Genomic DNA, 25169 nt, shown 5'->3' on the forward strand with positions numbered 1-25169 from the left:
AGGCTCCGCAAAGAAGCCATTGAAGCAAGCTATTACAAGATATTAGTGAGCCTAGTGAGAGAGTACAGGTGCATAACTGCTTGTCGGTGTTTTCGGCCTATGGTATATTATCCCTAGTTCGTATTACCAACATTGCTCGCAAGTAGTAAACCCTATGGGTGGATCGGCTATTTAAGAACTCCATTTTTGGATTCTTACGTAGCTGCCTCTCGTCGGGTTTTTTTATTCTCTTTTTAGGATATCCATAGGGGACGATTGCAGCAAATTACTATTAAATGGGAGGCACATTCGTGAAAAAAATAATTACACTTAGGAGTGAGGGGTCGAGTATGAAGAAGAATCTATCATTGCTAGTGTTGCTTGCGCTGTCTATTTCTTTGATCCCGGTATTCCCAAACAATGAAAGTGTGGCGGAAGCGGCTGCACCATCATTAGGAAATCCAACTATTGGCCCGAGTGGGCCTGCAACCTCGCAAACACTCACCATTCCGGTCGAAGCCTCCGGACTTACAAATCCAGGTGTCATGTGGACGCAAATGGATAACGGGAAGTTTCGCGCAACATCGGAGCTTACTAATGATTCGGCTACCGTTGATTATGGAGGGAAGCTCCTCGAAGGTGGCATGCAAAAAGAATATCCCGTTTCTGGGGCGTACTTTAGACAACTGGTTGATACCAGAAAATATCAACCTGGAAGCTGGAAAGACAAGGCAGGAAACATTTACGCCAAAAAGTATGTAGAAAAATCAGCCCTTAATCAGTCCAAAATGACATGGGTGATAAGTGATACATACGAACCTTCCGCACCGACCAGAGATGCACCGCGCGTCTGGTCAGAAGATAAGTTAGTAGTTGAACACTTTACGAAAACGGGCGGACCCGACTGGACGGACAACAAACGATACGGCGAGCTCGGGAACTACAAGTGGATTGTCAACTATGCGACACCTATGGATTTATGGTGGACAGGCGAGGTCAAGCAGTCTAAAACCATGCGTATGATGCCAAATTCAGTTGGCGTAAACCAAAGTAAGAACATGGTAGCTGAGGTGGAAACGACGGGGTACGGTGCCGTTAACTGGACGGGTGTTTCAGCTAGGGCGGAAAAATGGGAATCCAGTAATAAAGCGGTCGCAACGGTAGATAGTAAAGGCAAAGTTACCGGAGTAAAAGCTGGCACTACTGTTGTTAGTGCTGAGTGGAAATCGGGTCTCTATCACCTTAAAGCATCTGCAACGGTTACGGTTGTTGCCGGAACGACGCCGCCCGATCCGGAGCCGACGCCAGAGCCGCAGCCGTACGAAATCACTGGTAATTTTGATATTTTGCCTGACCAGACAATTGAGTGGAGAGATACGTTTACATTAAAGCCGCGCGACTTCAAAATTTCGGCACAATGTACATATCAGAAGCATAACTATCTAATCGAGCGTGATGGCAACTGGTCTCGCAGTAATAATGTCACCAGTCAGACAGCAAATACAGTTTATCCATACTCGAGCTATCCGGACATTATCGGTATCGGTGTGCATCAGGTATCCTTAAAAATCTTTGCTAAGTGCGATGGCAAAGAAGTCGAGACTGGCTGGCTGGCCACAAAAGACCTGATCGTAAATGGCCCGGTCTCCAATAGTCCGCCATATTTTAACGCCGGTTGGTTTGAAGAATATGACCGTTTTAGCTGGGATGCTCCGTGGTATGTTGTAATCAACAAGCGTGTTAACCTGCGGATTATCAATAAACCTTTTCCGGTGGCAGACCCAGCTGAGCCTTATGATCCGGACGGCGATCCGATCACCTACACCTGGGATTTTGCAAACTCAAAGAGTTCCTGGGTGCAGTCGCTTCCGGAAAAGTATGGATTGTGGCTTAACGATGAGATGCATACGAATATCTTGGCCGACGAGCTGGGTCAACATTGCGCCCGCGTCACTGCCCGAGATCCATTCGGAGCTGCGTCCACAAGAAACGTCTGCGTACAAGTCATTCCGGAGAACCCAATTCCGATTATAGACGGGCCCTATGAAGTGGTAGAGGGTCGGCCGTTGCCTAAGCCTTTTGATGGCTCGCGCAGCTTCTCGCCGATCAAGCGGAGTATCGTTAAGTATGATTGGACCAACGTCCATGAGCGGTACTATACGCCTGGCCAAGAGATCATCACGCTTGAGGTCACGGACAGCGGCGGGCTAAAGTCGGAGGCGCCGGCATCGCATACGCTAACCGTTAAAGAGGATCTGCCGCCAGTCCCTAAACTAGATTTTGATAATACGGCGCTTCGCACAACTCCGGTTGTAATGACCAATAACAGTTATTCACCGGATAATGATATCATCGTCGAAAATCTCACCACGTATCGATATGACAGCAATAATGATGGCTCCTTTGAGGATGAGACTTCTATCCCTGTGGATTTCGACGAAAACGATATATTCATTTTCAATCCGCCTAGAATTGGTAACTATCGTTTTCATGTGTATGTGAAGGAGGATTGGGGGAAAGAGGCCCAGAAGGATTTTGATCTGAAGATTGTAAATGATAATCCACAAGCTTCGTTTACGGTTTCCGGAGAAATCGAGCAGCCTCCAGGGGCTCTGCCAGATGCGCTCTTGCCTAATCAGCTCTTAGGGAGCACATGGAAGACCTCCAATTTTAATGGTGACTTAGTTAAAAGGTTTTACCGAAATGGGAACGAACTGGTGAGCGGAATTACGCATACGCAAGTGGAACCAGTTTGGCCGGTTTACCCTCATGAATACCTAAATAAAGAATCTAGATACTTTGCACCAACTGCTGGCGCTGAGATAAGAGGGGTCGATTTTGATGAACTCCTTCGAGCTGCGTTCGGGGAAGAATATACATTGACTATTAAGGATAATGGCGTCAATGCGCCATATAACAGTCGCTATACCCATCAGATGCGCAAGAATGGGGTCATTGAGGCCGAGCTAAATTCACCTTGGTCCGATGAATATGTTAGAGGGCTCGGTTCTTATTCGTTTATTACAGACGGTAGATTGGCCATCTATAATTATTCTGGCCAGCTATGTAGCTGGAACAGCTCAGATGGAACGACTGGAACTTATGGCGGTACTAATTATAATTACTTTTATTACAACCCTAGCACGAATAAAGTAGTTATTTGGAATGGTCAGCTATGCGACAGCGACGGAAAGTACAATAATCTAAGCTATGTTACAGGTGATCCGGAATTCAAGGTAAAGACCTCTTATGTTGAAGGTAGTGGCAATGTATATTATATTGCTCGAATGATTGGCCCCACTGAAGCCTATTCTGTATCGTTGCCAAGGGATGCGGTTGAGTATCGAGTTGGGTACTCCACAGCACAGGTTTTACCCAAAGTATTTCCGGTCTCTACAGACGGAAATCGGATGGCTCATCTCGAATTCAAAAGTGGGGGAAACACTTATTTAATAATTCGAAACAATACAACAGGTGGAAAAATTAGCGAACACTTGGTTTATAGTGATGCTGATAGTGATCCATCAAGTGTAAAAGTTCTACACTACGCACGTAATCGTATCGTCATAAACTACGGATCAACCATTGAAGTGTATGATTTCAACGGTAACAAAGTTTGGGGAAAAACATTATCAGCAATTGGAATAGGGAACATAACACGATTTTCGAATTCCGCAATTGCCTCGAAGGATGGTAAAGTACTATGGATTGACCAGACCGGTTCGGACAGCAATTTTAAGCTCTATTACAAGTCGCTTAATCTGCTGACCGGGACGATCGATCAGTCGGTGGAATTGGGAAGTTATGATGTTGGACATTATTATTACCGCGGTCCAGTGGCATACCCTCCGAGATTTATGGATGACGGTAAGGTCTTCTTAACTTACGGCGCTTATACGGACAGTTACGACTGCTATGGGTGTAGGAGGCACCAAGTTACAAATAAAGTTGTCGATGGACCTGGAACAATACCGGAATATTCATCCAACCTCGGACAATATTATTCTACCAGTAAAGAAATTATCAACGCTGAGTTTCAATATGCGCTGAAGCTCCCAAAAACATTTTATAAGACGCGGGAGTCTGCCGGACTCTCATTTAGAATGACAGACAATAGAAACATGTATCGGGTAGAAACAACAAACTATCACGTCCGAATTGTAAAAGTGGTCGATGGGAATCGAACTATCCTGAAGGAAATTAATCGGGATTCACCGCCAGATGTATGGACAAATTATAAGGTGAGGGTCGTCGGGAAGAGGATAAAAGTTTACATCAACGGAGTCCCATTAGTAGAAGTAATCGAGGACTCTCCGCCAATATTTGGCTATTACGGTCCTTACGCAAACCGTGAGTATGTGTCTTTCAAGGATATGTCAGTGTTGCCGTATGAAGTCGATATGATGGACAATGTCGCGTTGGTGGATGAATCTGTTGAATACGAGACATCCTGGAGTGATCCGGAAAATGATCCACAACTCAAGGAACGAACAACTTGGGATTTCGAGCACATCGACCCTAATAAGTTCCTTAATGCCGGTGACGGAAAATCGGGATTATCGTCCGTACATGGCAAGACGGTGGATTCACCGATTCTAAGCTTCGACAGAGTAGGATTGTACAAAATAACGTATCGCGGATCGGATGACCCGCATCCGGACTATCTATTTCCATCGATGACCTTTGATGCGTATCGGCAATTTTCGGACGACTACTGGCAAAATATTGCCGTGCATCGCCGGCCGATTGCACAGTTCACCCTCAGTATCGATCCAGTAACCAAAAAAGTCGTTTGGAATGATACGTCTTACGATCCCGATCGTTGGTTAAGCCCGACCAACTATAGCTCGGAGGCAACTGGCATTGACTACAAAAATAGTCGAGGTATAACTAAAAGGGTGTACTACAGTATATCTCCATCCGGAGAGGTATCCGATATGCAGCTCATCTCACCGCGGGAAGCTGGCGTATATACGGTGGGAGAAGCTGTGCGAGACGAGTACAATGCATGGTCCGAGTGGTATATCCAAGCAATCAACATTACGCAGCCAATCATCGACGAGCCGCCAATTCCAGGCTTTACACTGAGCAAAACGACGCTCAGTGCGTCGGAGACGCTTACGATCACATCGACTGCATGGGACAAGGAAGACGGCCCGGCAGAATTTCTACCGCATCAATACTTCATTCGGAACCTGACAACCGGCACGGCCGAGTCGCTGCAGAGTACGGATCGCGGAACCTGGACGAAGAGCTTCAGCTCGCTCGGTGAATTTGAGATCCGGCAAGTCGTGCGTGACTCTGTTGGTCAGACAGCGCAACTGATCAAGCGTGTCCAAGTAGTCAATACCCCTCCGGTGGCTAACTTCGACTGGACGCCGAAGCCGGCATGGGAGGGGGATACAGTTCACCTCATCAACCAATCAACAGACGCTGACGAGGATACACTAAGTTCGGCTTGGGTGATTACTGGTCCAAACGGCTACTACCGAACCAGCTCAGAGACAAATCCAAGCTTCTCGGATACGGCCAATCGTCCAGGGGTATATTCGGTGCAGTTGACGGTTCGTGATCCGATCGGCGCATCGGACACGATTACTAAGCCAATCGTTGTAGGAGACTTGACCATTGAAGGCCAGGTTCTTCACACGGATGATTGGGAAGAGTATCGATTAAAATGGAATGCAAGTAATCCAACCAGGAAAAGAGATCAGAATGTATTTTGGGCCGGAGAAGCGTTCGTATTAGCTTCGATTGTGACGGATACGGGGCCAACAAGTACGACGAAGCCGCTGCAGGTCGTCGCACAGCTGCTGACGAGAACAAACTCCGTGGTGATGACAACGACAGATCGCATTCGTTTTAATGGAGAAATGCTGGATGTAGGGTTTGCCAAAACCTTAAAGGATGGGCCATACACCATGCGATTTACTGTTAATTGGAGCAACGGCGTCGTCGATTCAGTTGATGTTCCGATCATTATCAGGGGCAATATAAACGATGTTATTCTAGTTCATAACCGGCATTAATACAAGAAAGGGCGCCTTGTGGCGTCCTTTCTTGCATCTAGAAACGATTGTTTTCTCGTTAAAATATGTGATATAGTGGACTTAGAATCTAGGAAGAACATTATACGCAAGATTAGAAGCCCTAGCGGCAGAATATCTCAATTGCTTCAGAAACATGAGGCAATCGAAGGTATCTGTCTGTCTAGGGCTTTTTTGCGTTTTCTAGACTCTATTGGCGGACGTAGCGCACCGTTCAATTAAAAGGCTCATGTTCCGAGAGGACATGATTTTCTACCTGGAGGTGAATGCCCGAGGACTTTTGAAGGGCACATATGAGCAACTTACTTGAAATGATGCAAGAGAAAGCTGCAGAAGAGATGACGGTTCGGTTAAAAGTTAGGGACAAGCCAGCTTTTATTCGGATGATCGATGAAACTGCGGGCTTTTGCGCAGAAGTGGAATCAATTCCGGTATTAAAAGGGATGCTTCTGCAAGTTAAAACCAAGGTACCCAAGCGAACCGCAAATGGAATGGAAGAGGTGGACGGAGTCGCATTGTTCACCACTGGTAGCAACAGCAATCAGACCCTTATTAAAGGGTACGCTGCCGAATTTGGGCAAGATACTATGTTCGAAGCAGATGCAGCTATCGAAGCGTTGGTTCCTGCAGGTAGGTTTGCGGAGCTGCTAAAAAAGTTACCCCAAAAGGCTGAATGGATCTTCGAATTCAATGCCGGAAATGGGGAAGAAGACTATGGATTCCTCAACATAAGGTGTGGAAAATCGGAGTATGTGCTTCAACTACTGAATGTTTCGGAGTATCCTCAGACTCGACCAGAGTCCGTACCCCCTCTAGCGTTTTCGAGCAAGGAATTCTGTTCCGCATTGCATAACAGTAAATATGCATCTGAAAAGAAAACAATGGATTCACCGATCGCCGGCATACATCTGATATGCAGGGAAGAAGGTAAAATCATTGTAGAAACGACAAATCGAAGGCAGGCTTCAGTTGAAACACTGGAAGCCACGACTTTGCGTGAGCTTGACATGATCATATCCCACGATACCGTAGACCGTATATACGAGGTCTTTGGGAAGCACGAAGGTAGGATCGTTGTACAGTTCGGAACGGCAACCATTACAGTAAATGGTTTTGGCTCGACGCTCATCTCTCGGGTTGTCGAAGGTAAATACCCTGACTTGTCTAAGATGGTTCCAAATGGGATAAAAGCAGAGTGCATTGTGTTGCAAAAAGATTTGCTTGGAGCCTTTGAAAGGTGTCTACTGATGGTGGCCGGAGAGAAAGAAAACAGTAGTTGTTCGGTTTCTGTGCGCTTCGGTAATGGCGTCCTCGCGCTTAGCGCAAAGGGTCAACTTGGGAAGGCAGAAGATTGTTTGGAAGTAGAGACGGATGGCGATGCTAGCTTTTTGATCGATCCAGCGAGGGCTAAGAATGCCCTAAAGTCGCTGAGCTCGCATGAAAAAGTGCGTATTCAATTCATCGGTTTGCTGAGTCCAATTATTTTCTATCCGGATGCCTTGGAGTATGAGGATTACACCAAGTTTGCATTAGTGCTTCCATTACGTGCAGCGGAGGGCTAAGATGAGCATCTTTATTCCTACAGATGTTACCTTCACAAATGTGATTAATGGGTTATGTGATTGCAAAGACGATAAGGTCCTTGATCTACTAGGTACAAGATCACTAAGCGAACTGCTTGGACTGTTCAACGGTTATAAATACGAGATCATAGATTGCTACAATCGCGTTTATGGCCAATCCATTGCGTTCTATCGCATCCGTTTTAAGCGGGAGCGCTACGAGGATTCAACCGCTCAACTGTTAACATCACTCCAATTCATCCACTATCAGTTGACGGAAACAGTTCCATGCGATGAAGATCTTAGTTTGATAGAGTCATTGATCTGGAGGTTAAAGTACATCTTGATTGAGCAGTTTCCGGAATACCGGGTCGCTTTATCAGATATCCATGAAGGCAGCTTCCCAGCAATAATTTCTTCAATATGCAGTTCTGCATATTGGGAGTTCTCAGGAATCTATTGGGACGACTGCAGCCAATACATGATCAAGGATTTTGAAAGCATCCGGAAACGGATGAATCAGATTAGAGATACCAGAGGCATGCGATTGATCGACGAGCCTAGTTACGTACGGCCCGAGACGGATCTAAATCGCTTCGAGTTATTAAAAGTAATTACGGCTATCGTAGAGGAATTTTCGATGCAGCCGCCGTTGCCGAAAAAGGAATGGATGTTCATCCAATCACTGTTAATTCGTCCGCAAAATTGGATTCTGGACATGATTCCAGAATACCATGCTGCCGAATTCAAATGAACGCAAAGAGTGCTAAAGGGCACTCTATTTTTATTATCTTAGGAGGGTAATCAATTGGAGAACAATAAAGTGCTCTTGTTGCAATGTAAATGTGGGAGGGCGCATACCCATCACACGAAAGGAAAGCTCAGTTGTCCAGTTTGCAAAAATGAGAGTATTGAAGAGTTTGTAATCGTAACCGACCGACCTATCTTCAGGGTGTTTATGGTTGTTCTCAACCGGTTAGGTAGGCGAATACCTTATTTCTTTACAGCATCTAGCAGGCAGGGAGACTTCAGACGAGCGCGACTTGTTTACGAAACCTTCGATTGGGAAATTGCCCGATCGATGGTTGTTGAAGATTTGGAGGTGGCCTTGTGAAAATCGGACTTTATATTTGCGAATGTGGCGCGATTCATGTGTTGGATGGGCATTGCCCCTCAGCGCTGTGTATCGAATGTAAAGAGAAAGTACAAAAGCAAGTGGCGGTTACCTGGGAGGATATGAGGAGATTGCAAGTCAAACATCTGCTTCTTGTACTTCGAGGGATCTTCTTGCAGCAGACAACAGAAGAAGGCACATTAATTGAACCGTATCTCATTTGGGCAGCTGGTACTCAAAAGCAAGCCATTATCGATTGGTGCGACGGCCGAATACAGGAACTCCCAATCGAAAAGATGAAGGGAGTAATTTAATTGGATTACAAAAAGATAGCATCGATACTGGTTCCCGGCGAAAAGTATACACTTACTGCACTCACGGATTTCGGATTTCCATACCGTCAGCATATGACCATTTTGGAAGTGTCCGTAACCCCGTACGCACAGTACAAAGAGAGCTTGCTTATCCGATTCAAACGGCCGCGCGGTCGTAAAGTGTTGAGTGTTCGTTTCTATGCTCAACATGAAGAGTTTGTGATTTGGAAAGGCCACGTTTCTCCTAAGACCGAATTGTATGGTGAGCCGGTCCAAGTGGATTCAGGTTTGATCGTGCGGCAGGGGAGATATCGTCCCTTTCATCAAGGCTATTTGCGTGATGCAATTGCTTCGGTAATAGAGCAGCCATTGCTTACCTTTGGGATCAATTGAATTATGATTTCCTCAATTGGTTGGCTTTCGCTAAGCGAGCCAATTGGGGAAATCTTTATAAAAACCGAAAGGGTCGAAAATTATGACTAACACGAATGAGAAGACAGATACAGTAACAATGATCGTTGACAAAGAACAACGGACTGTACGTTTTGACTGTGAGGGAGACGTCTGGAGATGGCTAGTCAACTGGGAAGGATTAGACCTTTGGGGTGCTACTAATGAGGTGCTCAATAGCATCTTGGAAAAGGATGTGCGAAAATTCTATTATGATATACCTTTGTTTAATTTTATCAGCAACTTTAGAAGGTTTGTTGACAAAATCGTATTCGTAAACTAATGAATAAAACCTAACAAGCAATTCTGTTCATTTGCGAGTTCTATAAATCGATGATAAAATGGATATAATTGTCGATTCAATTAACATTCTCGCAAACATTAGCCCTATGGGTTCAGGCGTATTTTCGTCTGCTCATAAGGGCTTTTTGTTTACTGGTTTGAAAAACTGAGGTGAAACAAGTTATGGATACAATTGTGAGAGAAACAGAGCAAGAAATACTGAATAGTTCAGGAAAGAAAAATGAAGCCAAAGAATGGATTAAGGCTCTGCTCACTGCTGCAATCGTTTTATTTTTAATTCAAAAATTTTTATTTATGCCGTATGCGATCGAGGGGCCTTCGATGTTTCCGACCTTCAAAACAGGAGAGAGGATCGTTGTGAATAAACTGATCTTTGACTTACGGAGCCCAAAGCGGGGGGAAATCGTTGTACTTCGTTCTCCGGAGGGCAGAACCCTAATCAAGAGAATAATCGGACTGCCTGGGGACCGGATTCAACTGAAAAACAACTTAGTTTACATAAACGGCGAAGTGTTAGTAGAGCCTTATCTGCAGAGTAGTTTGTATGATAAAGCAGAGAATGGTATCAAAATGAACCGAGACTATTCTCAGTATCTGGTACCGGATAATAAACTATTTGTGCTGGGGGATAATCGTTTACACAGTCAGGATAGTAGAGCTCTTGGCGCAATTTCTTTGAACGAAGTCATTGGACGTGCTGACTTAGTAATTTGGCCAATCAACCAAGTACGCTTTGTTCAGCACAACTCTATTAGGGAATTAGAGTTGTAAACTGGACTTATTGCATTTTTGAATGAAGGTCGCCTTATCGGCAAAACAACCGAAAGCGTGCCGGCATCGGGATCCGCGCGGCGAAGGCATCGGCCAGATCGAGCAGCTGCAGTCCGTCCGGGGGTTTACAGACGAAACCGGGCATCAGGATCCGCTCACTAATGCTATTATTGAAAAAATAGTCCAATCAAGCAAATATATTTGATTGCGAGTCGTATAGATCGATGATAAAATGGCTTTAATCTCGTCGATATGTATTATCGACATTCCAGCAAGCAAAAGCCCTATGGGTTCAGGTGTATTTATGCCTGTTCAAATCGGGCTTTTTTGTGTATGTCGAAATTTGATGAGGGAGGGATGAAGAGTGATGTCGCGAGATGGACACATATTCCTGATGGGAGGGAAGTGGATCAGCTAAAATAAAAAAAGAGCTTTGGATTGGGACCCTTGAGCTCTTGATTACTAAGATATGGTTTTATTGATAAAATCATATCATGTCTGACTTATTGAAGTCAACATTTTAGCGTGCCACAGATCAATGAACTTAAAAGGAAGAGAAGAGAAACTCAAGTACTTTAGATACAGGTCAACGGGAAGGCAAGTCCCCCGAACAGGCATGAGGCATAAAAAGAGCATTCATTATTTTGAAGAAGAGCAGGAAAAGGTGTACTTCCAAGAGTCCGAGGTGGTTCAGTTTTCGCTTGATCGATTCGGGCTGAACTTGCCTCTGATGGAAGGGAATGTGGTGTTTGTTCACCACTATCTTCTAAAATTTTGGAACAGATTCATCAAACCGGAAGGCTTGAACATTTACCTGTTGCTGCGAATGCACTGTTACAATAAGGATTATTGCTGGCTTGAACTTCAATCACTTTGTAATTTCACTGATCGTTCGAAAGAAACGATTCGGAAGTATCTAGATCTGTTAGAGCGCTATGGTTTTATCTATCAATTCCAGTGCGAAAACACCGCTCGTAACAACATGCAAGAATCACCGATTACAAAAGTGAGGAAAGAGTTCCCTTTTCTTACTGAAGAATTGATTGAACAATTGCCGGCGAAGCTACAAACTGAGCATCATCGGTTCATGGCAGATTTGAACCAGAAAATATCTGTTTCTCTACAAGTGATGGAGAAGGTTGACTACGAATCGGTCTTTAATGAGGCTCTTACTACAGGTGAAGTAGTTCCAATCCGCAGGCCGTACTATGAGGAACAAAAGATTAATCAGCTTAAGAGGGAGGCTCTTCAAGCTGAACGAAATGAAGATGATCTGGCATTTTGGGAACAAGTCCTTGAAGTGCTTAAAGATCAATTTTCGAAGCCCTCCTATAATACGTGGTTTTCAAATACATTTTGTATTCGAAGAGAGAATGTACTCTGGGTATACGCGCCCACTCGTTTTCACAAGGAATGGCTTGAAACCCGATATCAAAGCAACATAAAAAATGCGGCACAGTTTATTCTGAAGGACTATATCCAGGTTAAATACGATTCATTAGAGCAGTAATCCGCCGGAAATGGCGGTTTTTTTTGTGGATAAGTTGGGGTCTAGAATTTAGAGTCCCCCGTCTAGAATTTGGAGGGGGGGGTCTAAATTCTAGATGGCGCGTAGTCTAAATTTTAGAGGGCGGAGTTATCCACAATTTTTCGTAGTCTAAATTTTAGAGGGCGATGGGGGGTCTAAAATCTAGAGGGGGAGGGTCTAAATTCTAGACCCGAATAATTAAGTATTTAAGTATTTAAAAGATCATCAACAAATAAATGATTCTTCTAATATTCAAAAAATGACACAAATATCCCGGCTTCGGGTTTGGTCCTCAGCGATCACAGCCGGATCCAATATCTGCAGCTTCGGACTCCTGTTTCTCATTTCTCAGGAGCGATCAGAGCAACTGAGCCCGCGCCGCCGGCGATGCAGGTCGCGCTCCTGGTTTCCGTGTGAAGCCCGGCTTCGCATTTGGCGCGCCGGCGACGATGAACGGCGTGATCAACTGCAGTTCACGTCGGGTTCACCGTTGAAGCCCACCTTTTCGATCAGCGTACGGGCGTCAGCGCCTCACTATCAGCTGCAACTCGCATTTCCGGTTTCTCCGGGTGGCTCTCGGCTTTACGATTGACGCACGGTCGGCGACGGCCTACACGATTAGCTGCAACTTGGAATGGTTCACCAGGTGAAGCCGACTTACCGTTGGACGCTGCGGCGACGACGACCGACATGTTCAACTTCAGTTCGACCGATTGAAGCCCGGCTTTGCGATCAGCGCGAGCAGAGGTAGCTCGTGCTCCTGGTTCTTCGCGGCGCTGTCGAAGACCGGCACGATCTGCAGTAACTCGCTTGGTTCACCGGATGAAATCCGACTTCGCCTTTGGCGCGGCGACGGCGATAAGGTTGTGCCTTCCGGTATTGCGCTCAGGATGGGTGGACCGTCCCTCCTTCGGGTCAAATAGTCGAGTGAGACGCCCAGCACTTCTTACCGAAATGGCAATTATTGCAATCATGGAGATCCTATCCCATACTAGAATAAAAGATAGGAGATGATTTGTGATGAAAGAGGGATTAACGATTATTAAACCGAGAATAATTAAAGCCATCATAGATGAGATTGCAATCTTCCCTATTTTGCCATTGTTTCACAAGGATAGCGAACTTTCTGGCCTTGCAGCACTGGTACTGGATCAAAAACAGTTTACTTTGGAGGGTAACTCCACGTTAGAAGAAAGGATACAATATTATCAGGGACTTTGGAGGGATACCTTCCACTTTTTATTTGAACGGTTTCTACCTCACTCAGATCCGGATAGCTTGTCCATCGGCTTCGAGATGACACCGTTTTCATATATGTTGGCAACAGAGTATTCTCTTGAGTTAAACAATTTGTTTGAGTTAACGGAAATGGACTTGAACTACATTGACTTACTTCTCCTATCATGGGCAGAAGCAGGTTGGAAGCTGCCTGCCCCATCAGAGCAACTGGACTTTGCATTAAAGATTACATGCTTCCCACCTTTAATGGCGTTGTCGACGTTTTATAGAAAAGCCTATCACTGGAATGTACAAAACGCCGAACACTTATTGAGCATGGTCGTTAGCAAGGATGTAAGGTTTCCATCATATGAGAATAATTTCGCGCTTCAATTCACTGATCGGTTTATCTCTCAGGAGACATATCGCTCGATTGGCGGAGTGGAAGGGTTAATCTCTAATCCTGGTCTTTCGAGCAATACAATAGAGAAATTAAAACAACTGAAGAACATTATACCGAAAAGCAAGCAAGTTCAAAAAAGGGTAATATGCCCAACATGCGGTGATTATCACGACCAGCCAACTATACATCACGATGACATCCTATATGCACATCTCTTGGAAGATGACCCAAATGTTCAAATTGAAATAGGGTTTAACTGGTATGAAGAATTCCGTCTAAAGGTAAGAAATGAGATTGAAAAACTGATACGAGATCCATCAACTAACATCAACATTGTAAAAGATCCGACATGCGTCATCTTGGTTGAAGGTGCAACGGAGGAGTTGGCGCTTCCGCAAATGGCGCTCCGGATAGGGATGCCGCTTTCCCTCAAGAACATCCTAGTTCTTAATTGTAAATCAAAAGAGAAGGTGCTTGAACAATTTAGGATTATTCGAAGCAACTTTCCGGAACTGAAAATCTGTGTGCTACTTGATAGTGATGCAGAAAAAGAGAAGCGTGAACTTGAAAAAATGATGGAGGGGAAGCGGGACAAATTCAGTTTAACTTTCATACCGAAGGGGACATTCGAAGACTTGGTTCCTCTCCCAATTGTTGTGGCCAGCCTGAATGAGCTTTATCCAGCGGAGAAGGGTTATGAGGAATCGGATTTCAAATCGGAGAAAGGCGTTTTGCATGATATAAATCATTTAGTATGGCAAAGAGGGAATTCAAAACTGGATAAAGTCAAATTTATCAGTGAAGCTGTTAGGCGTATGGGTGAGAAAGATGTTCCAAATTTAATATGGGAACTAATAAAAGAGGCCTATAAATTAAGTGGTGCAAATATCGGAATGGAGTGAAAGCTATTCTATCTAAGACGGCGCTAGTTGGAAATCAATCTCAAACTTAAATAAAGGAGTAATGAATGTAGTGTCCAAAGTCCATGGTTGGTTTCCCAAAATTTACAGCACGTACTGTTATGAATGCAAAAAAGTGTCCGTTCCTGAAATTCCAACGGAAATGTTCTGCAAGACATGCGAAAGTCCATTGTACATTCGTATGAAATCAAGTACGAAAGGAGGAGTCGATACGAATATCGTTCGTCCAATTCGGGTGCGCGATATGTTAGCTAGGTCTCATCGTTACTCGCGCTTCCTCAGTATTCCTCATTCCTTCCAGGGTGAATGGAGGAACGTACTAAATGTTGAATGGCACAAAAGTAAGGCTGGTAAGGTGGCGGTGGCTATTGAAAAACATACGGTAGTCGCTTGTGATCCCGAAGATGTGTTCCTAGAGCTTTTTGGTGGCTGGGACGGGAGTTGGGAATCCCCAACTAAGGACAATTAGATGTAATTAATGGGGGAATATAATGTATTTTAATACTATGTTTCAACGGACAGTAATTGATAGCTTATTATACGAGAGACGCAAAAAAATCGATATGATAGCAGCTTGTTCTAATAATATTCAACCTAATGACATCGACAATTTCATCGACGCTATAACTAATTGTATTAATTCCATTCAATTAGATGATCTACCTTTGGACACACTGTTAGAGCAGACAGAGACCAATATAAATCTGATTTTAGACGGAACATTTAGGGGCTTCACTAATGATGATGTGAATGCTGTTCAAAAAATTAAGGAAAGTTTCCAGTATTTTAAGAAGCGGTTTCCTGATTATAAAAAAGATAGAGCGGAAAGAGAGAGAGATCTAAAAAACAAATTTTCATCCAAACATGATCTCGCAAGGAAAATAATTAATCATTTAAATTGGGATGATCAGGATTTTATATCACGATATAAAACATATATAAATTTTAAATATGATATTGAAGAGCCTCTCGCAGCGATTACATTAAGGAAGTGGGAGAATCAACTTACAAAACCCAGTGATTATCGACGCGGATGTAAGTTTAAATTTCTTGTACATGCTATAGGCACTGATGCTAATGATGCGCTTAAGCAAGCCAAGAGCAGACCTATAATTTCTACAAGTCTAATTACAGACGAATTTCAAGGGACGTATCGAAAATCGGAATTTGGGTTTGTTTATCAGCCAAATTTAAAGAATGTTTTGCTCATTTGTAGCTCTGATTGCTATGTGAATGATTTTTATTTCTGCGAAGACAGAATCAATGCTGAATTTTTCTCGCTTACTTCTATACCGCTAGGCCCAAATAAATACTTAGAATATAACAGTATTAAAACATGCAAAACTATGCACATCGAAGAAATCGAGAATGATTCTAAAGAATACCAAAATTCCGGCATTGAGAATATCTCCGGACACGAGTTATATAACGAAATTGTGCTTCTTAATGATCCTTCTACAAATCCAATTGCAGTCTTTCTATTAGAAACAGAAGATACAAGGGAATGGTCGGTAGGTCAGGCAGAAGAACTAGCCACAAGATTAAAGCTACCGTTATTAAGAATTTAATCAGAAGGCAATGGTCTAAGACTTTATTTTTCAAGTCGTGGCTCTTTGCTGTTTCTTTTTTGATATGACACTGAAGCGTAGCGCTTGAATTCAGGAATTTCAGATATAACGGTATGATCCGTCCATCCTTCTTTTCTCCAGCTACTTGGCAATCGACGAGCGTGAACGATTCAGCATTAGCGCAAGAGCTTCCAGGCTCAATCCCAGGTACGCTTCATTTGTGATCGACATGACTCGTATCTCCCCTGAACAGATCGTCCAACGACGTTGATCGCCGTGATCGTGGCTTTACAACTAGGGATACCGCTCCACTTTCTGGGCAGACGAGACGACTGCTCGATCTTGGCTTATCTCTGGGTGAGTTCCGGCGCAATAACATCGCGGAAGATGATCCTTATTGTTGAAAAATCTATTGTACTGTATCATTGATTTGAAGGATTTGGAATCCAAGGGAGTCATGGCATGAATACAAATGTTAGATTAACTACAATGATTGGCGGCGCCTTCCTGATTCTTTCCTCAATGAGGTTAACGTCTGGAATACAGCTAGATCATAAATATGTATTCTCTTTGTCTATAGCAGGCTTCTTATTTATTATTTTTGATTTTCTGTCTTTTGAAGCAAAAGACAGCTATAAAACTATAAAGAAACAAAAGATGTTCGATCGGTTAGCTTATTTTTCACTGTATGCAGCAGTTCTATCTATAATTGTTTTACCTCACTTTTCATTTCTTGATGGAATTAATAAAATGCAAGAAATAAATGATTTCATAGTGTTATTCGGCTTAGGATTAGTAATCATAATGATTAGTAATAAGGATTTGAGGGAGCAACTTGAATTCTATAAATCACAATTAAAAACTCTTGAAGAACTCCATGGATCAGCTTTGTTGCGAAAAAACGAAGAACAAGAACGGTTGGATAAAGATAATGATTCAAGTATAGAAAATCCAAAAGAACAGCGCGAATAGGCGTTGTTCTTTTTAGTATCAGGGGTGGTGATATGTAGTGGCTAAACCGCGCAGTACGAACCATACAAAGGCATTACATTATTTTCTCTACACACTTCCGCCACCGGCGAAAACTGTGATGTTAAATCGCTATTTTTAAGGGTTAACCGGGTAAACCTAGTTAACCATTGCTATATAAGGGTTTAACAGTTAACTATTCATTGTCCGTTTTGGATCTAACGGGCCGATGGGCACTAAAGCTATTGCTTCATAAGAAAGTTAACCTAGTAAACCTGGTTAACCTTTGATAAAATATACAATATATAGTTAACTCTAATTATTGGAGTGGTAAATGTGAGCGAAGCGAAAATTGTTAAAGCATACAAAGTGAGTTCTGAATTAAAAGAAAAGCTCGAAACTTTGTTTGAAGAGTCGAAGTTGGAGACACAAGAAGCATTTATCGAACATATTGCCGCGCTCTATGAAATGAACCTTTTAAAACAGGGGGAAGTAGGGGCAGGCTATCGTAAGCAGCTTGATGAACTCGAATATCACTCGAGACGAAACGTTGAGTTATTCCTCGGAATGATCCAAACAGAAATTGCAGAACGAATTAGTTTAACGCAATCGCATGATCAAACCATGCTCGAAAGAGCTGAAGTGATCGGCATTCAGGAACGAGAAATTTCAGAATTGCAGAATCAGTTAAAGGAGAAATCAGAAGAGAACCTGCGGCTAGCGAAAGAAGTTGAGGCCCAATTGAAGCAGGGGGAGCAACTTCAGGAGATTTCGAGAAAAGACAACTTACTCGTAGAGGAGTATCGGGAAAAGGTTGAATCGCTTGCTGGAATCGTAAAGGAATATAAGGGCGCCGCCGACGAAAACAAGGAGCTCAGAGCATTAAATGATGAAAATACGAAGCTTCTGCAGCGACAGGAAGATAAGATTAGAGAGTTGGAGGAACAATTAAGACTTCAAGAGAGCAGACAAAAGGATGAGCTGGAGCGTCTTGCAGAAAGAAAGGATTTAGAGAAGGAGCGGGAGATGCTCCAGCTTCGGACAGAGATGCAAAACAAGTTATCGGAAGCGAGTGAGAAAGCGACGGAACAAATCCGAGAGTTGTATGAGCGAGCAGAACAAATCCGTCGAGAGTATGAGAAACAGCCAGGAGAGGAAAAGAAGGCAAAATCCAAGAAAAGTTCAGTAGAGAATTCTGACAGCGACAGCAAGGAGGAATGAACTTGCCGGAGGAAATTTCCACGCTAACCATAATTATTGATGCCGTTTTTCTCGCAGTCGTCATTGCCGCTGCCTACATGGACTTCAAGAAAATGATCATCCCCAATGGCTTGATCATATTCGGACTGCCGGCAATGCTGGTTTTAAGATTTTTTGAACATACTTTCCCATTCGAAAGCTATGTCATTGCAGGAGTAGTGGTAGGCGCGCTCTTTTTCCTTGCCTCCTTGATCACGAAAAATCAAATTGGGGGCGGGGACTTCAAGCTCTGGATGTTCGTTGGATTTTCGCTCGGTATTCCATATACAGTAATGGCTCTTCTCCTATTCGCGGTAATCGGCATGGTTTATGCGATCATTCGGATTTTGGCGACGAAAGATATTCATGCGAAAATGGCACTCGGACCGTTTACGGCAGTAGGTGCGCTCATCGCATATGTATTTGGAGAGCCAGTCGTCAATTGGTTGATTGTCCACGTTTAGGGAAAAAGGCAGATTGCGAATAAGGTGTCGAAGTGCTAAGATAAAACTAATTAACTAACGCCATTGTGGCATTCATCGCAAGAGAAACGCCTTATAGGTTGTATTGTGTGCAAGGATCAAGCACGCAAACACTCTATAGGGCGTTTTTTTGTGCTTCAAAAATTGATAACAAGGGGGACGATCTTATGACGGATGCGCCAAAAAAAAGAATCAGTGATGAAACAATGGAAATGATTCGAAAATTGGATATTAAAGAATTCGCTGAGAATGCACTTGGCGAAAAGTTGAAGAGAGAAGGGACCGCTTATATGGCTTATCGCAATGGAGGAGAGAACAATCCATCCGTTGCAATTGTGCCATCGAAACACTATTGGAAGGATTTTACCCGAGATGACATTGGCGGTATTGAGGTTCTTAGTTATTTTGCCTACAGGATGTGGGACACTGTTGAACTGAAAGGAGAGCGGTTCACGACAGCCGTGCATCAGGTCTGCGCATTGGCCGGCATTCCACTGAAGTATGATGATGGAACTGTCATCCAACCGACGACTGATCGCTGTGTCGGTGAAGTAGTACTTGTCGAAGACGATGGGTCAGAGCATAAGCAAAGCCCGGAAGTCTTAAATGATTATTATCGCGGGCTTTTAAGTCTAATGCATCTCACTGATGTGCACCGCAAACACTTTGAAGAAGAACGAAGGATCCCGATCGAAACGGTCAAGATTCGCAGCTATGCTTCGATGTCGGATAACCCACAGGACCGGTACAAACTTGCCCGCGACGTCATCAAAAAGCTGGGTAAAAAGCCTGAAGGCATTCCGGGATTCTATTTAGCGCAAGGCGAGTACGGACCCTATTGGACGATGCTTGGGAGAGAAGGAATAATCGTACCTTTTCGAAATCTCTTTAATCAAATCTGGGGGCTTCAACTTCGTCTAGATGACCCGGATACGATCGTTACAACAGGGAGTATAAGGGCTGAAAAGAAAGGCGATCTGGTTGAACTTTACGATTATGGCGGTCAGTTTCTTTGGAGTGGAAAGCGCAGCCAACTGCCAGTAAGTGTGAGCGGGGGAAGCGCGGAACTGATCGTGGGCAATCGGTATCGTTGGTTCAGCAAAACCAAAGATCTCAAACGTGGCGTTCTAAGAGGAGCAACCATTAGCATGCCTACGCCGGCACCCTATCATGTAGCAGTTCCATCTCGGCTGCTCGAATGTTGGGAAGCCGGAGAGCACTTAGCAGAGGTCTATGATACGGAAACGGTGTGGTTAGGCGAAGGCCCCTTAAAAGGAGACATCGCAGCGGATTTCACTGACCAGATCCATTTACAAACTGCAAGTGTGAGTGCGATGCAATCCCTTTTTGAACCGGCCATGCAACTGGGTGCAAAAACGGTCATTTTGGCTCCGGACGCTGACGCGCAAACCAAGCTCGAAAACGTTGGGAAGACTGTGATCAATTTAGTTGAGGCGGCAAGGGAGTATTTTACGGCACGTGGTGTAAAGCTCATTTTCGCAACATGGTCTATCGAGCAGTCGAAAGGACTCGATGATTTACTTAACCTCGGCTTTAGGCCGAATTTTTTGGAGTTAAATTAATCAAGAAAGATAAAATAAAACTTAGACAAGGGACCGAATGCAGCGCTTCATAATGAAGCTCTGTTTTCGGTTTTTCTTATTTCTGGAGGTGTATCCATGAGAGCAGTCCAGCTTGTTCTACCCATTGAGCATTATGGCCCGTGGATTCGGACGTATAAGGCTGATCCTGATTGCGCGGCGCTTGCCGATCGGCACTATACGCGGAAGAAGGAAAAAATAGGCTCAGTTCAATTTACAAGGCCAGGCGAGAACCTAGTCTTACGGACCGCTCGCGGCGATGCTGTTTGGTGCTCCTGGAAGAGTAAGTTCCGAAAAGATGGCTTCGACGCCATTGAAAGCACCATTTTCCGGAACGAAAGCTTCAGGACCAGCTCCTTTCTCATCAAATGGGCAGTATATGCCACGCTGATGCACTGGGGAGGAAAGCTGCCGCCTGACGGCATCATCACCTATGTAAGAGATGAATCCGTAAAGTCATCGAACAAAGGATATTGCTACAAACAGGCTGGTTTCGTTTCAGCCGGTAAGAGCAAAGGAAAGGGGTTAACAGCGCTGCGGCTAACGCCAGAGGGTTGTGATCTTATCCTGCAGGAGCTGAGCCTGATTTATCAACTCAAAGAGGTAAAGCGATGGATGAAGGTCGCACTCATCAGCGGAGAACACATAGAAGCTTATGATTTCCAGCAAGACGCGTTATCCATTGAAGACCGTCTGCAGGAAGTAAAGCGGATCATGAAGGCCCAACGCAGACAAAGCTGGACGGAACATGAACCCCCTGTTCCAACAGAAGAATTTCTCAACCGTTTGTACGGGTGGATTCCAGAGGACTGTTTGCAAGATTGCCTATAAAGAAAACCAAGAGGTCTTGAAAAGAGAATAAATACCAATCGAAGGAGTTATCGATATGGATAACCTGGTGTGTCGTTTTTGCTTTGAAGAATTTGAGTTTCACGAGGCAGAGATCGATCAATATGGCCGTGGATTTTGGTGCCAATGCGATGGCTTTACATACATCGACGAAGGAGAAGGGATTCACCGATTTACATTGCTTTTAGAGGATAAGCAACGGACAAGTACGCCGGCACCGCGGGTAAATCTGAAATTTCAGAAACAGCTCTCGCTGCTCCGCTATCCAGGTGGAAAGTCTAAGTTTATTCCTCACCTTTACTTGAAGTTGCAAAGAAATAAAACCGAAACGATGAGCAGTTCCTACTGCGGAGGCGCAAGCGCTGAATTTGCATTTCTCCAGGCCGGCGTCATAAAGCATCTCAGGCTAAACGATTTGGATTTCGGCATCTATGCCCTTTGGTGGGTCGTACAACACATGCCGGATGAGATGGTTTATCGAATTCGGCACTACCAACCGACGCACAAATCGTTTTTCCAGGCGCAATCCATCGTGAAATCGGACTACAACGGTTGCACGATTATGGATGCTGCGTGGAATACGCTGATAGTCAACCGTCTAGCATTCTCGGGGATCTATAAGGCTAATCCGTTGGGCGGCCGGCAGGGGACTGTTCAGGACCTCACATCGCGATGGAATCCGAAGGCCCTCATCAAAAGAATCAATACGATTCACGCGCTGGGTGATCGGTATACGGTCAGCAACCTGGACGCGTGCGAATTCATTGAAGAGGAATACTGGCGTGATAACTGCACGTTGTTCATTGATCCGCCTTTCTACGAGCAAGGGAAGAATCTCTATCGATGTTATTACGACGAAGAGCAGCACTATGAACTGAAGGAGCTCCTTGAATCGTTGTATCACGGCATGCCGGGGGCGGATATTATCCTTTGCTATGATAACGCGCCGTTCATCGAGCAATTGTATTTTTATCCGGAAATCGAGAAGGTGGGGAGGGTTTACTCATGTTAATAAGCCAAAGTGAAAATGGAGTAACGAAGAAGTTTATTCCTGAGTATTTACAGGAGTTGGAGGATCTCTTTGCTTTGAATGAAGCACAACAAATAGGTATAGAGCCAGTTCAAGAGCATGTGGCGAATATCCTCAATACTTTTATGTGGGCTTATTACGAGGGATACTCCGCCATTTGTTTTTTCGGGTTCGAATTAGAAGATTTCTACTTGGATGCCGTCGAGAAAATATGCCGGTATTTCAATGTATATTACCTCATCATGCTGCATAACAATGGCGATTACTATTTGGAATTAATTGAGCCCTACTTTGAACTTAACTGGGATGTGATCAGGAGGAGAGCAAATGGTATCAGTTGAACGAATTCGCTTCTTTCATAATCAGATTGTTGAAGAGGCGACGAGCTGGCGTGATGCCAATGACATACTCCGGAAGGAAGCCATTCAACTACAAAAGGAACAGACGTTTCCTATTTCCTTCGAAGTCCTATTTTCGAATGGCGAAAGTCATATAGGGGTATACAAGGTGAGTGTAAATGATGTCGTGTTTGCGGATCTATATGCTCACATACTCGGATTTGTGGAATTCATGATGGGCAAAAGCAGACCTGACAATATGCCTGAGACGTTGTACAAGGTGCTGATTGCTTTTGATCGAGAAGAGTGGTCCTCCTTTTATCATCAGACTTTACTTCCGAGTAGTGGTGAAGAACAAGTGAGCTGGCAGCACGATCAGTGCATCGCGCTGCTCGCTTCTATACTCCAACAAGGCAAATGGGAGACATCGTTTCTGCCTCCCAATCATGAGCTTTATAAAGCAGAGAAGGAGCGATATTTTCTGACTGAAGCGGGTACCGCATTTTATCGTGCCAACCAGTTTGAGATTCGCAAATTGATCAGGCAGAACATGCAGATCCGCGCAGCAAAGAGAGCATAAAAAATAAAACATCAATGGAAGCCGGTCATCAGCGCTCATGCGCTGGCGCCGGCTTTCCATGCATATAGGGGGAAAGAAATATTGGCAATACAATACGAGCAAATGATGTTTACTTTCGGACTGGATCAGCCCCAAAATGTCCAAGAAGGCGAACCCATTGAATTGCTACCCTTACATGAATATGATGTCGTAGTCGTGCATATCTCCGCGGGAAAGGATTCTATGGGGAGCTTTTTCCAGCTCATTAAAAACGGAGTAGACTTGTCAAAAGTTGAATTGTGGCATCAAGCAGTTGACGGCCATGGAGAAGAACATCAAGAATTTTGGGACTGGCCATGCACTGAACCTTACATCGAAGCGGTCGGGAAAAAATTCGGCGTGCCGGTATATTATCAATGGAGGCGTGGAGGGCTTTATGGGGAACTTATGCGTGAAAATAGCTACACTGGAGATGTGTTTTACAAAGAAGGAGATCAGACTATCTGTCTGCCGACAACTAAAGGGAAGCTTTCAACGCGAAGGAAGTTTCCAGCTCAGAGCGCAGACCTTAGAATAAGGTGGTGCAGCTCATACAAGGTGGATTCTGCTAAACGGACATTGGGTAACAATCCGAGGATGAGCGGTACTTTGGAGCACCGTAAAAAGATTCTTTGGGTGACAGGCGAAAGACGTGCTGAAGGAGGCAACCGTGCAAACTATTTGGAGAAGGAGCTGCACGGATCGACGAGCCGGCGACGCTTGGTGCATCATTGGCGCCCAGTAATCGACATGAAGCAAGCGGACATTTTCGCGCTATTCCGCGAGTTTAAGATCATGCCTCATCCTGCTTACTATTTAGGATTTGGCAGAGTGTCCTGCATGGGCTGTATTTTCTCAACTGCGCATCAATGGGCAGCCTATCAGTACATAGCGCCGGAGCGGGTCGCACGGTTTGCTGAGGTCGAAAAAGAAATTGATCATACGATCGATGTCAAACTTTCTGTTCTCGAAAAGGTTGCGAACGGTTCGGTATCCAAGGTACTCCCTATCGGTGATCCGCTGCTGCCCAGGTGGGTTTCTTTGGCACTAAGTCGATCCTTTAGCGTCGATGACCTGGTGATGGAAGATTTTATCATGCCAGCAGGGGCTTTTCGTGGTTGTGAAGGGGGTTCCCCGTAAATGAGTTACAGACTAGCGGACCTTCGTGAAAATTGAAGGCACAGGGATTGTATCATAAAACGCTTGATCATTTTTTTTCCTTTGCTATACTGAAAATATATTATTTATGGCGCTATGCCGTTTCCGCAAGATCGATCACCTTAAGGGTTGATTTTTCTCCTGAAGGATGACCGATTGCGGAAACGGCTTTTTTGCGTTGTTCGCCATATTCCCCTCGAAAAAACACCATTCGCTTTTACAGCATGGTGTTTTTTATATTCTGCCCTTTCACCTGGGCGTACAAAACCGGTGGCACAAGTCGTACGTATGTGCCATCTGGCATACGTGCGCTTGTGGTGAAGGAGTCAATATGTGGGATAAGTTGTTGGATGGAGAGTTGTCAGCTTGGTATGCAAGTATACCAGGTGGTAGGCTCGGCGTATTCATTGGCGGGATCATGATCGCGGCAATTACACTGACTGCGTATACGTTATTTAGGCGTATTCGCCCGAAGGAGGATCGGACAGCAGATCTGCTTAAGCGTCCGATGCACATTCATTATCCGGAATCGGCGCGCTCTACAGGACTGCGTAGGAGGCGGGTGTAATGGCCAGGCTTGGATCGGAGTCAAAGGCTGGGTTCTACGCGACGCCGCCTTATGAACTGGAACTTTTGCTGCAAAGAATTCTGCCTGAAGAGGGAAATAAGAACGGAGACTGCCTGTCCTATTTCCTGTATGATCCTTGCTGTGGTGAGTTGCGCTAGGT

The 25169-nt window shown here is 44.4% G+C and carries 20 protein-coding genes; all 20 read left to right on the forward strand.

Annotated features, from left to right (window positions below):
• The first annotated feature begins 329 nt into the window (after window positions 1-329).
• The 20 genes from B0G52_RS24895 (at window position 330) to B0G52_RS35680 (ending at window position 25167) form a co-directional block, all read left to right on the forward strand.
• Complete coding sequence (locus B0G52_RS24895) at window positions 330-6008, forward strand: 3-keto-alpha-glucoside-1,2-lyase-like domain-containing protein (RefSeq protein WP_158223853.1); 5679 nt, start codon at window positions 330-332, stop codon at window positions 6006-6008.
• Window positions 6009-6319: 311 nt separating this feature from the next.
• Entirely contained in the window at window positions 6320-7588 is a 1269-nt protein-coding gene (locus B0G52_RS24900) for a DNA polymerase III subunit beta (RefSeq protein WP_094048302.1), read from the forward strand.
• A 1-nt stretch (window position 7589) separates the two neighbouring features.
• On the forward strand, window positions 7590-8342 hold the full coding sequence (locus B0G52_RS24905; RefSeq protein WP_094048304.1) for a hypothetical protein: 753 nt from the start codon (window positions 7590-7592) through the stop codon (window positions 8340-8342).
• 356 nt (window positions 8343-8698) lie between these two features.
• On the forward strand, window positions 8699-9016 hold the full coding sequence (locus B0G52_RS24915) for a hypothetical protein (protein ID WP_094048308.1): 318 nt from the start codon (window positions 8699-8701) through the stop codon (window positions 9014-9016).
• Complete coding sequence (locus B0G52_RS24920) at window positions 9017-9409, forward strand: hypothetical protein (protein ID WP_094048310.1); 393 nt, start codon at window positions 9017-9019, stop codon at window positions 9407-9409.
• Window positions 9410-9931: 522 nt separating this feature from the next.
• Window positions 9932-10540, forward strand: coding sequence for a signal peptidase I (gene lepB, locus B0G52_RS24930; RefSeq protein WP_094048314.1), 609 nt, complete (start codon window positions 9932-9934; stop codon window positions 10538-10540).
• A gap of 538 nt (window positions 10541-11078) precedes the next feature.
• Window positions 11079-12050 (forward strand): DnaA N-terminal domain-containing protein, encoded by a 972-nt coding sequence (locus B0G52_RS24935; RefSeq protein ID WP_094048316.1) that lies wholly within the window; start codon window positions 11079-11081, stop codon window positions 12048-12050.
• Window positions 12051-13088: 1038 nt separating this feature from the next.
• The gene (locus tag B0G52_RS24940) at window positions 13089-14591 is read left to right on the forward strand and encodes a TOPRIM nucleotidyl transferase/hydrolase domain-containing protein (protein WP_094048318.1); all 1503 of its coding nucleotides are present in this window, start codon (window positions 13089-13091) and stop codon (window positions 14589-14591) included.
• Window positions 14592-14661: 70 nt separating this feature from the next.
• A complete protein-coding gene (locus tag B0G52_RS35375) occupies window positions 14662-15078 on the forward strand; it encodes a hypothetical protein (protein WP_143762636.1) in 417 nt (138 codons plus the stop codon).
• A 22-nt stretch (window positions 15079-15100) separates the two neighbouring features.
• The gene (locus tag B0G52_RS24945; RefSeq protein ID WP_094048320.1) at window positions 15101-16177 is read left to right on the forward strand and encodes a hypothetical protein; all 1077 of its coding nucleotides are present in this window, start codon (window positions 15101-15103) and stop codon (window positions 16175-16177) included.
• A 462-nt stretch (window positions 16178-16639) separates the two neighbouring features.
• Window positions 16640-17149, forward strand: coding sequence for a hypothetical protein (locus tag B0G52_RS24950; RefSeq protein ID WP_094048322.1), 510 nt, complete (start codon window positions 16640-16642; stop codon window positions 17147-17149).
• Window positions 17150-17482: 333 nt separating this feature from the next.
• Window positions 17483-18367, forward strand: coding sequence for a coiled-coil domain-containing protein (locus B0G52_RS24955; protein WP_094048324.1), 885 nt, complete (start codon window positions 17483-17485; stop codon window positions 18365-18367).
• Window positions 18368-18369: 2 nt separating this feature from the next.
• Window positions 18370-18849 carry a prepilin peptidase gene (locus tag B0G52_RS24960; protein ID WP_158223854.1) on the forward strand — a complete coding sequence of 160 codons (480 nt, stop codon included), beginning with the start codon at window positions 18370-18372 and terminating at the stop codon, window positions 18847-18849.
• Between the two features lie 185 nt (window positions 18850-19034).
• Complete coding sequence (locus B0G52_RS24965; RefSeq protein ID WP_094048328.1) at window positions 19035-20450, forward strand: hypothetical protein; 1416 nt, start codon at window positions 19035-19037, stop codon at window positions 20448-20450.
• A 96-nt stretch (window positions 20451-20546) separates the two neighbouring features.
• A complete protein-coding gene (locus tag B0G52_RS24970) occupies window positions 20547-21299 on the forward strand; it encodes a hypothetical protein (protein WP_094048330.1) in 753 nt (250 codons plus the stop codon).
• Between the two features lie 55 nt (window positions 21300-21354).
• Window positions 21355-22329 (forward strand): DNA adenine methylase, encoded by a 975-nt coding sequence (locus tag B0G52_RS24975; protein ID WP_233163023.1) that lies wholly within the window; start codon window positions 21355-21357, stop codon window positions 22327-22329.
• Window positions 22323-22688 (forward strand): hypothetical protein, encoded by a 366-nt coding sequence (locus tag B0G52_RS24980; protein ID WP_094048332.1) that lies wholly within the window; start codon window positions 22323-22325, stop codon window positions 22686-22688. Before B0G52_RS24975 ends, B0G52_RS24980 begins: the two co-directional genes overlap by 7 nt.
• Window positions 22675-23265 carry a hypothetical protein gene (locus B0G52_RS24985; RefSeq protein ID WP_094048334.1) on the forward strand — a complete coding sequence of 197 codons (591 nt, stop codon included), beginning with the start codon at window positions 22675-22677 and terminating at the stop codon, window positions 23263-23265. The genes B0G52_RS24980 and B0G52_RS24985 overlap by 14 nt, the downstream gene beginning before the upstream one ends.
• 81 nt (window positions 23266-23346) lie before the next feature.
• A complete protein-coding gene (locus B0G52_RS24990) occupies window positions 23347-24423 on the forward strand; it encodes a phosphoadenosine phosphosulfate reductase domain-containing protein (protein ID WP_233163025.1) in 1077 nt (358 codons plus the stop codon).
• Between the two features lie 585 nt (window positions 24424-25008).
• A complete protein-coding gene (locus tag B0G52_RS35680) occupies window positions 25009-25167 on the forward strand; it encodes a hypothetical protein (protein WP_158223855.1) in 159 nt (52 codons plus the stop codon).
• Window positions 25168-25169 lie beyond the last annotated feature (2 nt).

This window comes from Cohnella sp. SGD-V74 (genome assembly GCF_003001675.1).
Classification (GTDB): domain Bacteria; phylum Bacillota; class Bacilli; order Paenibacillales; family Paenibacillaceae; genus Cohnella.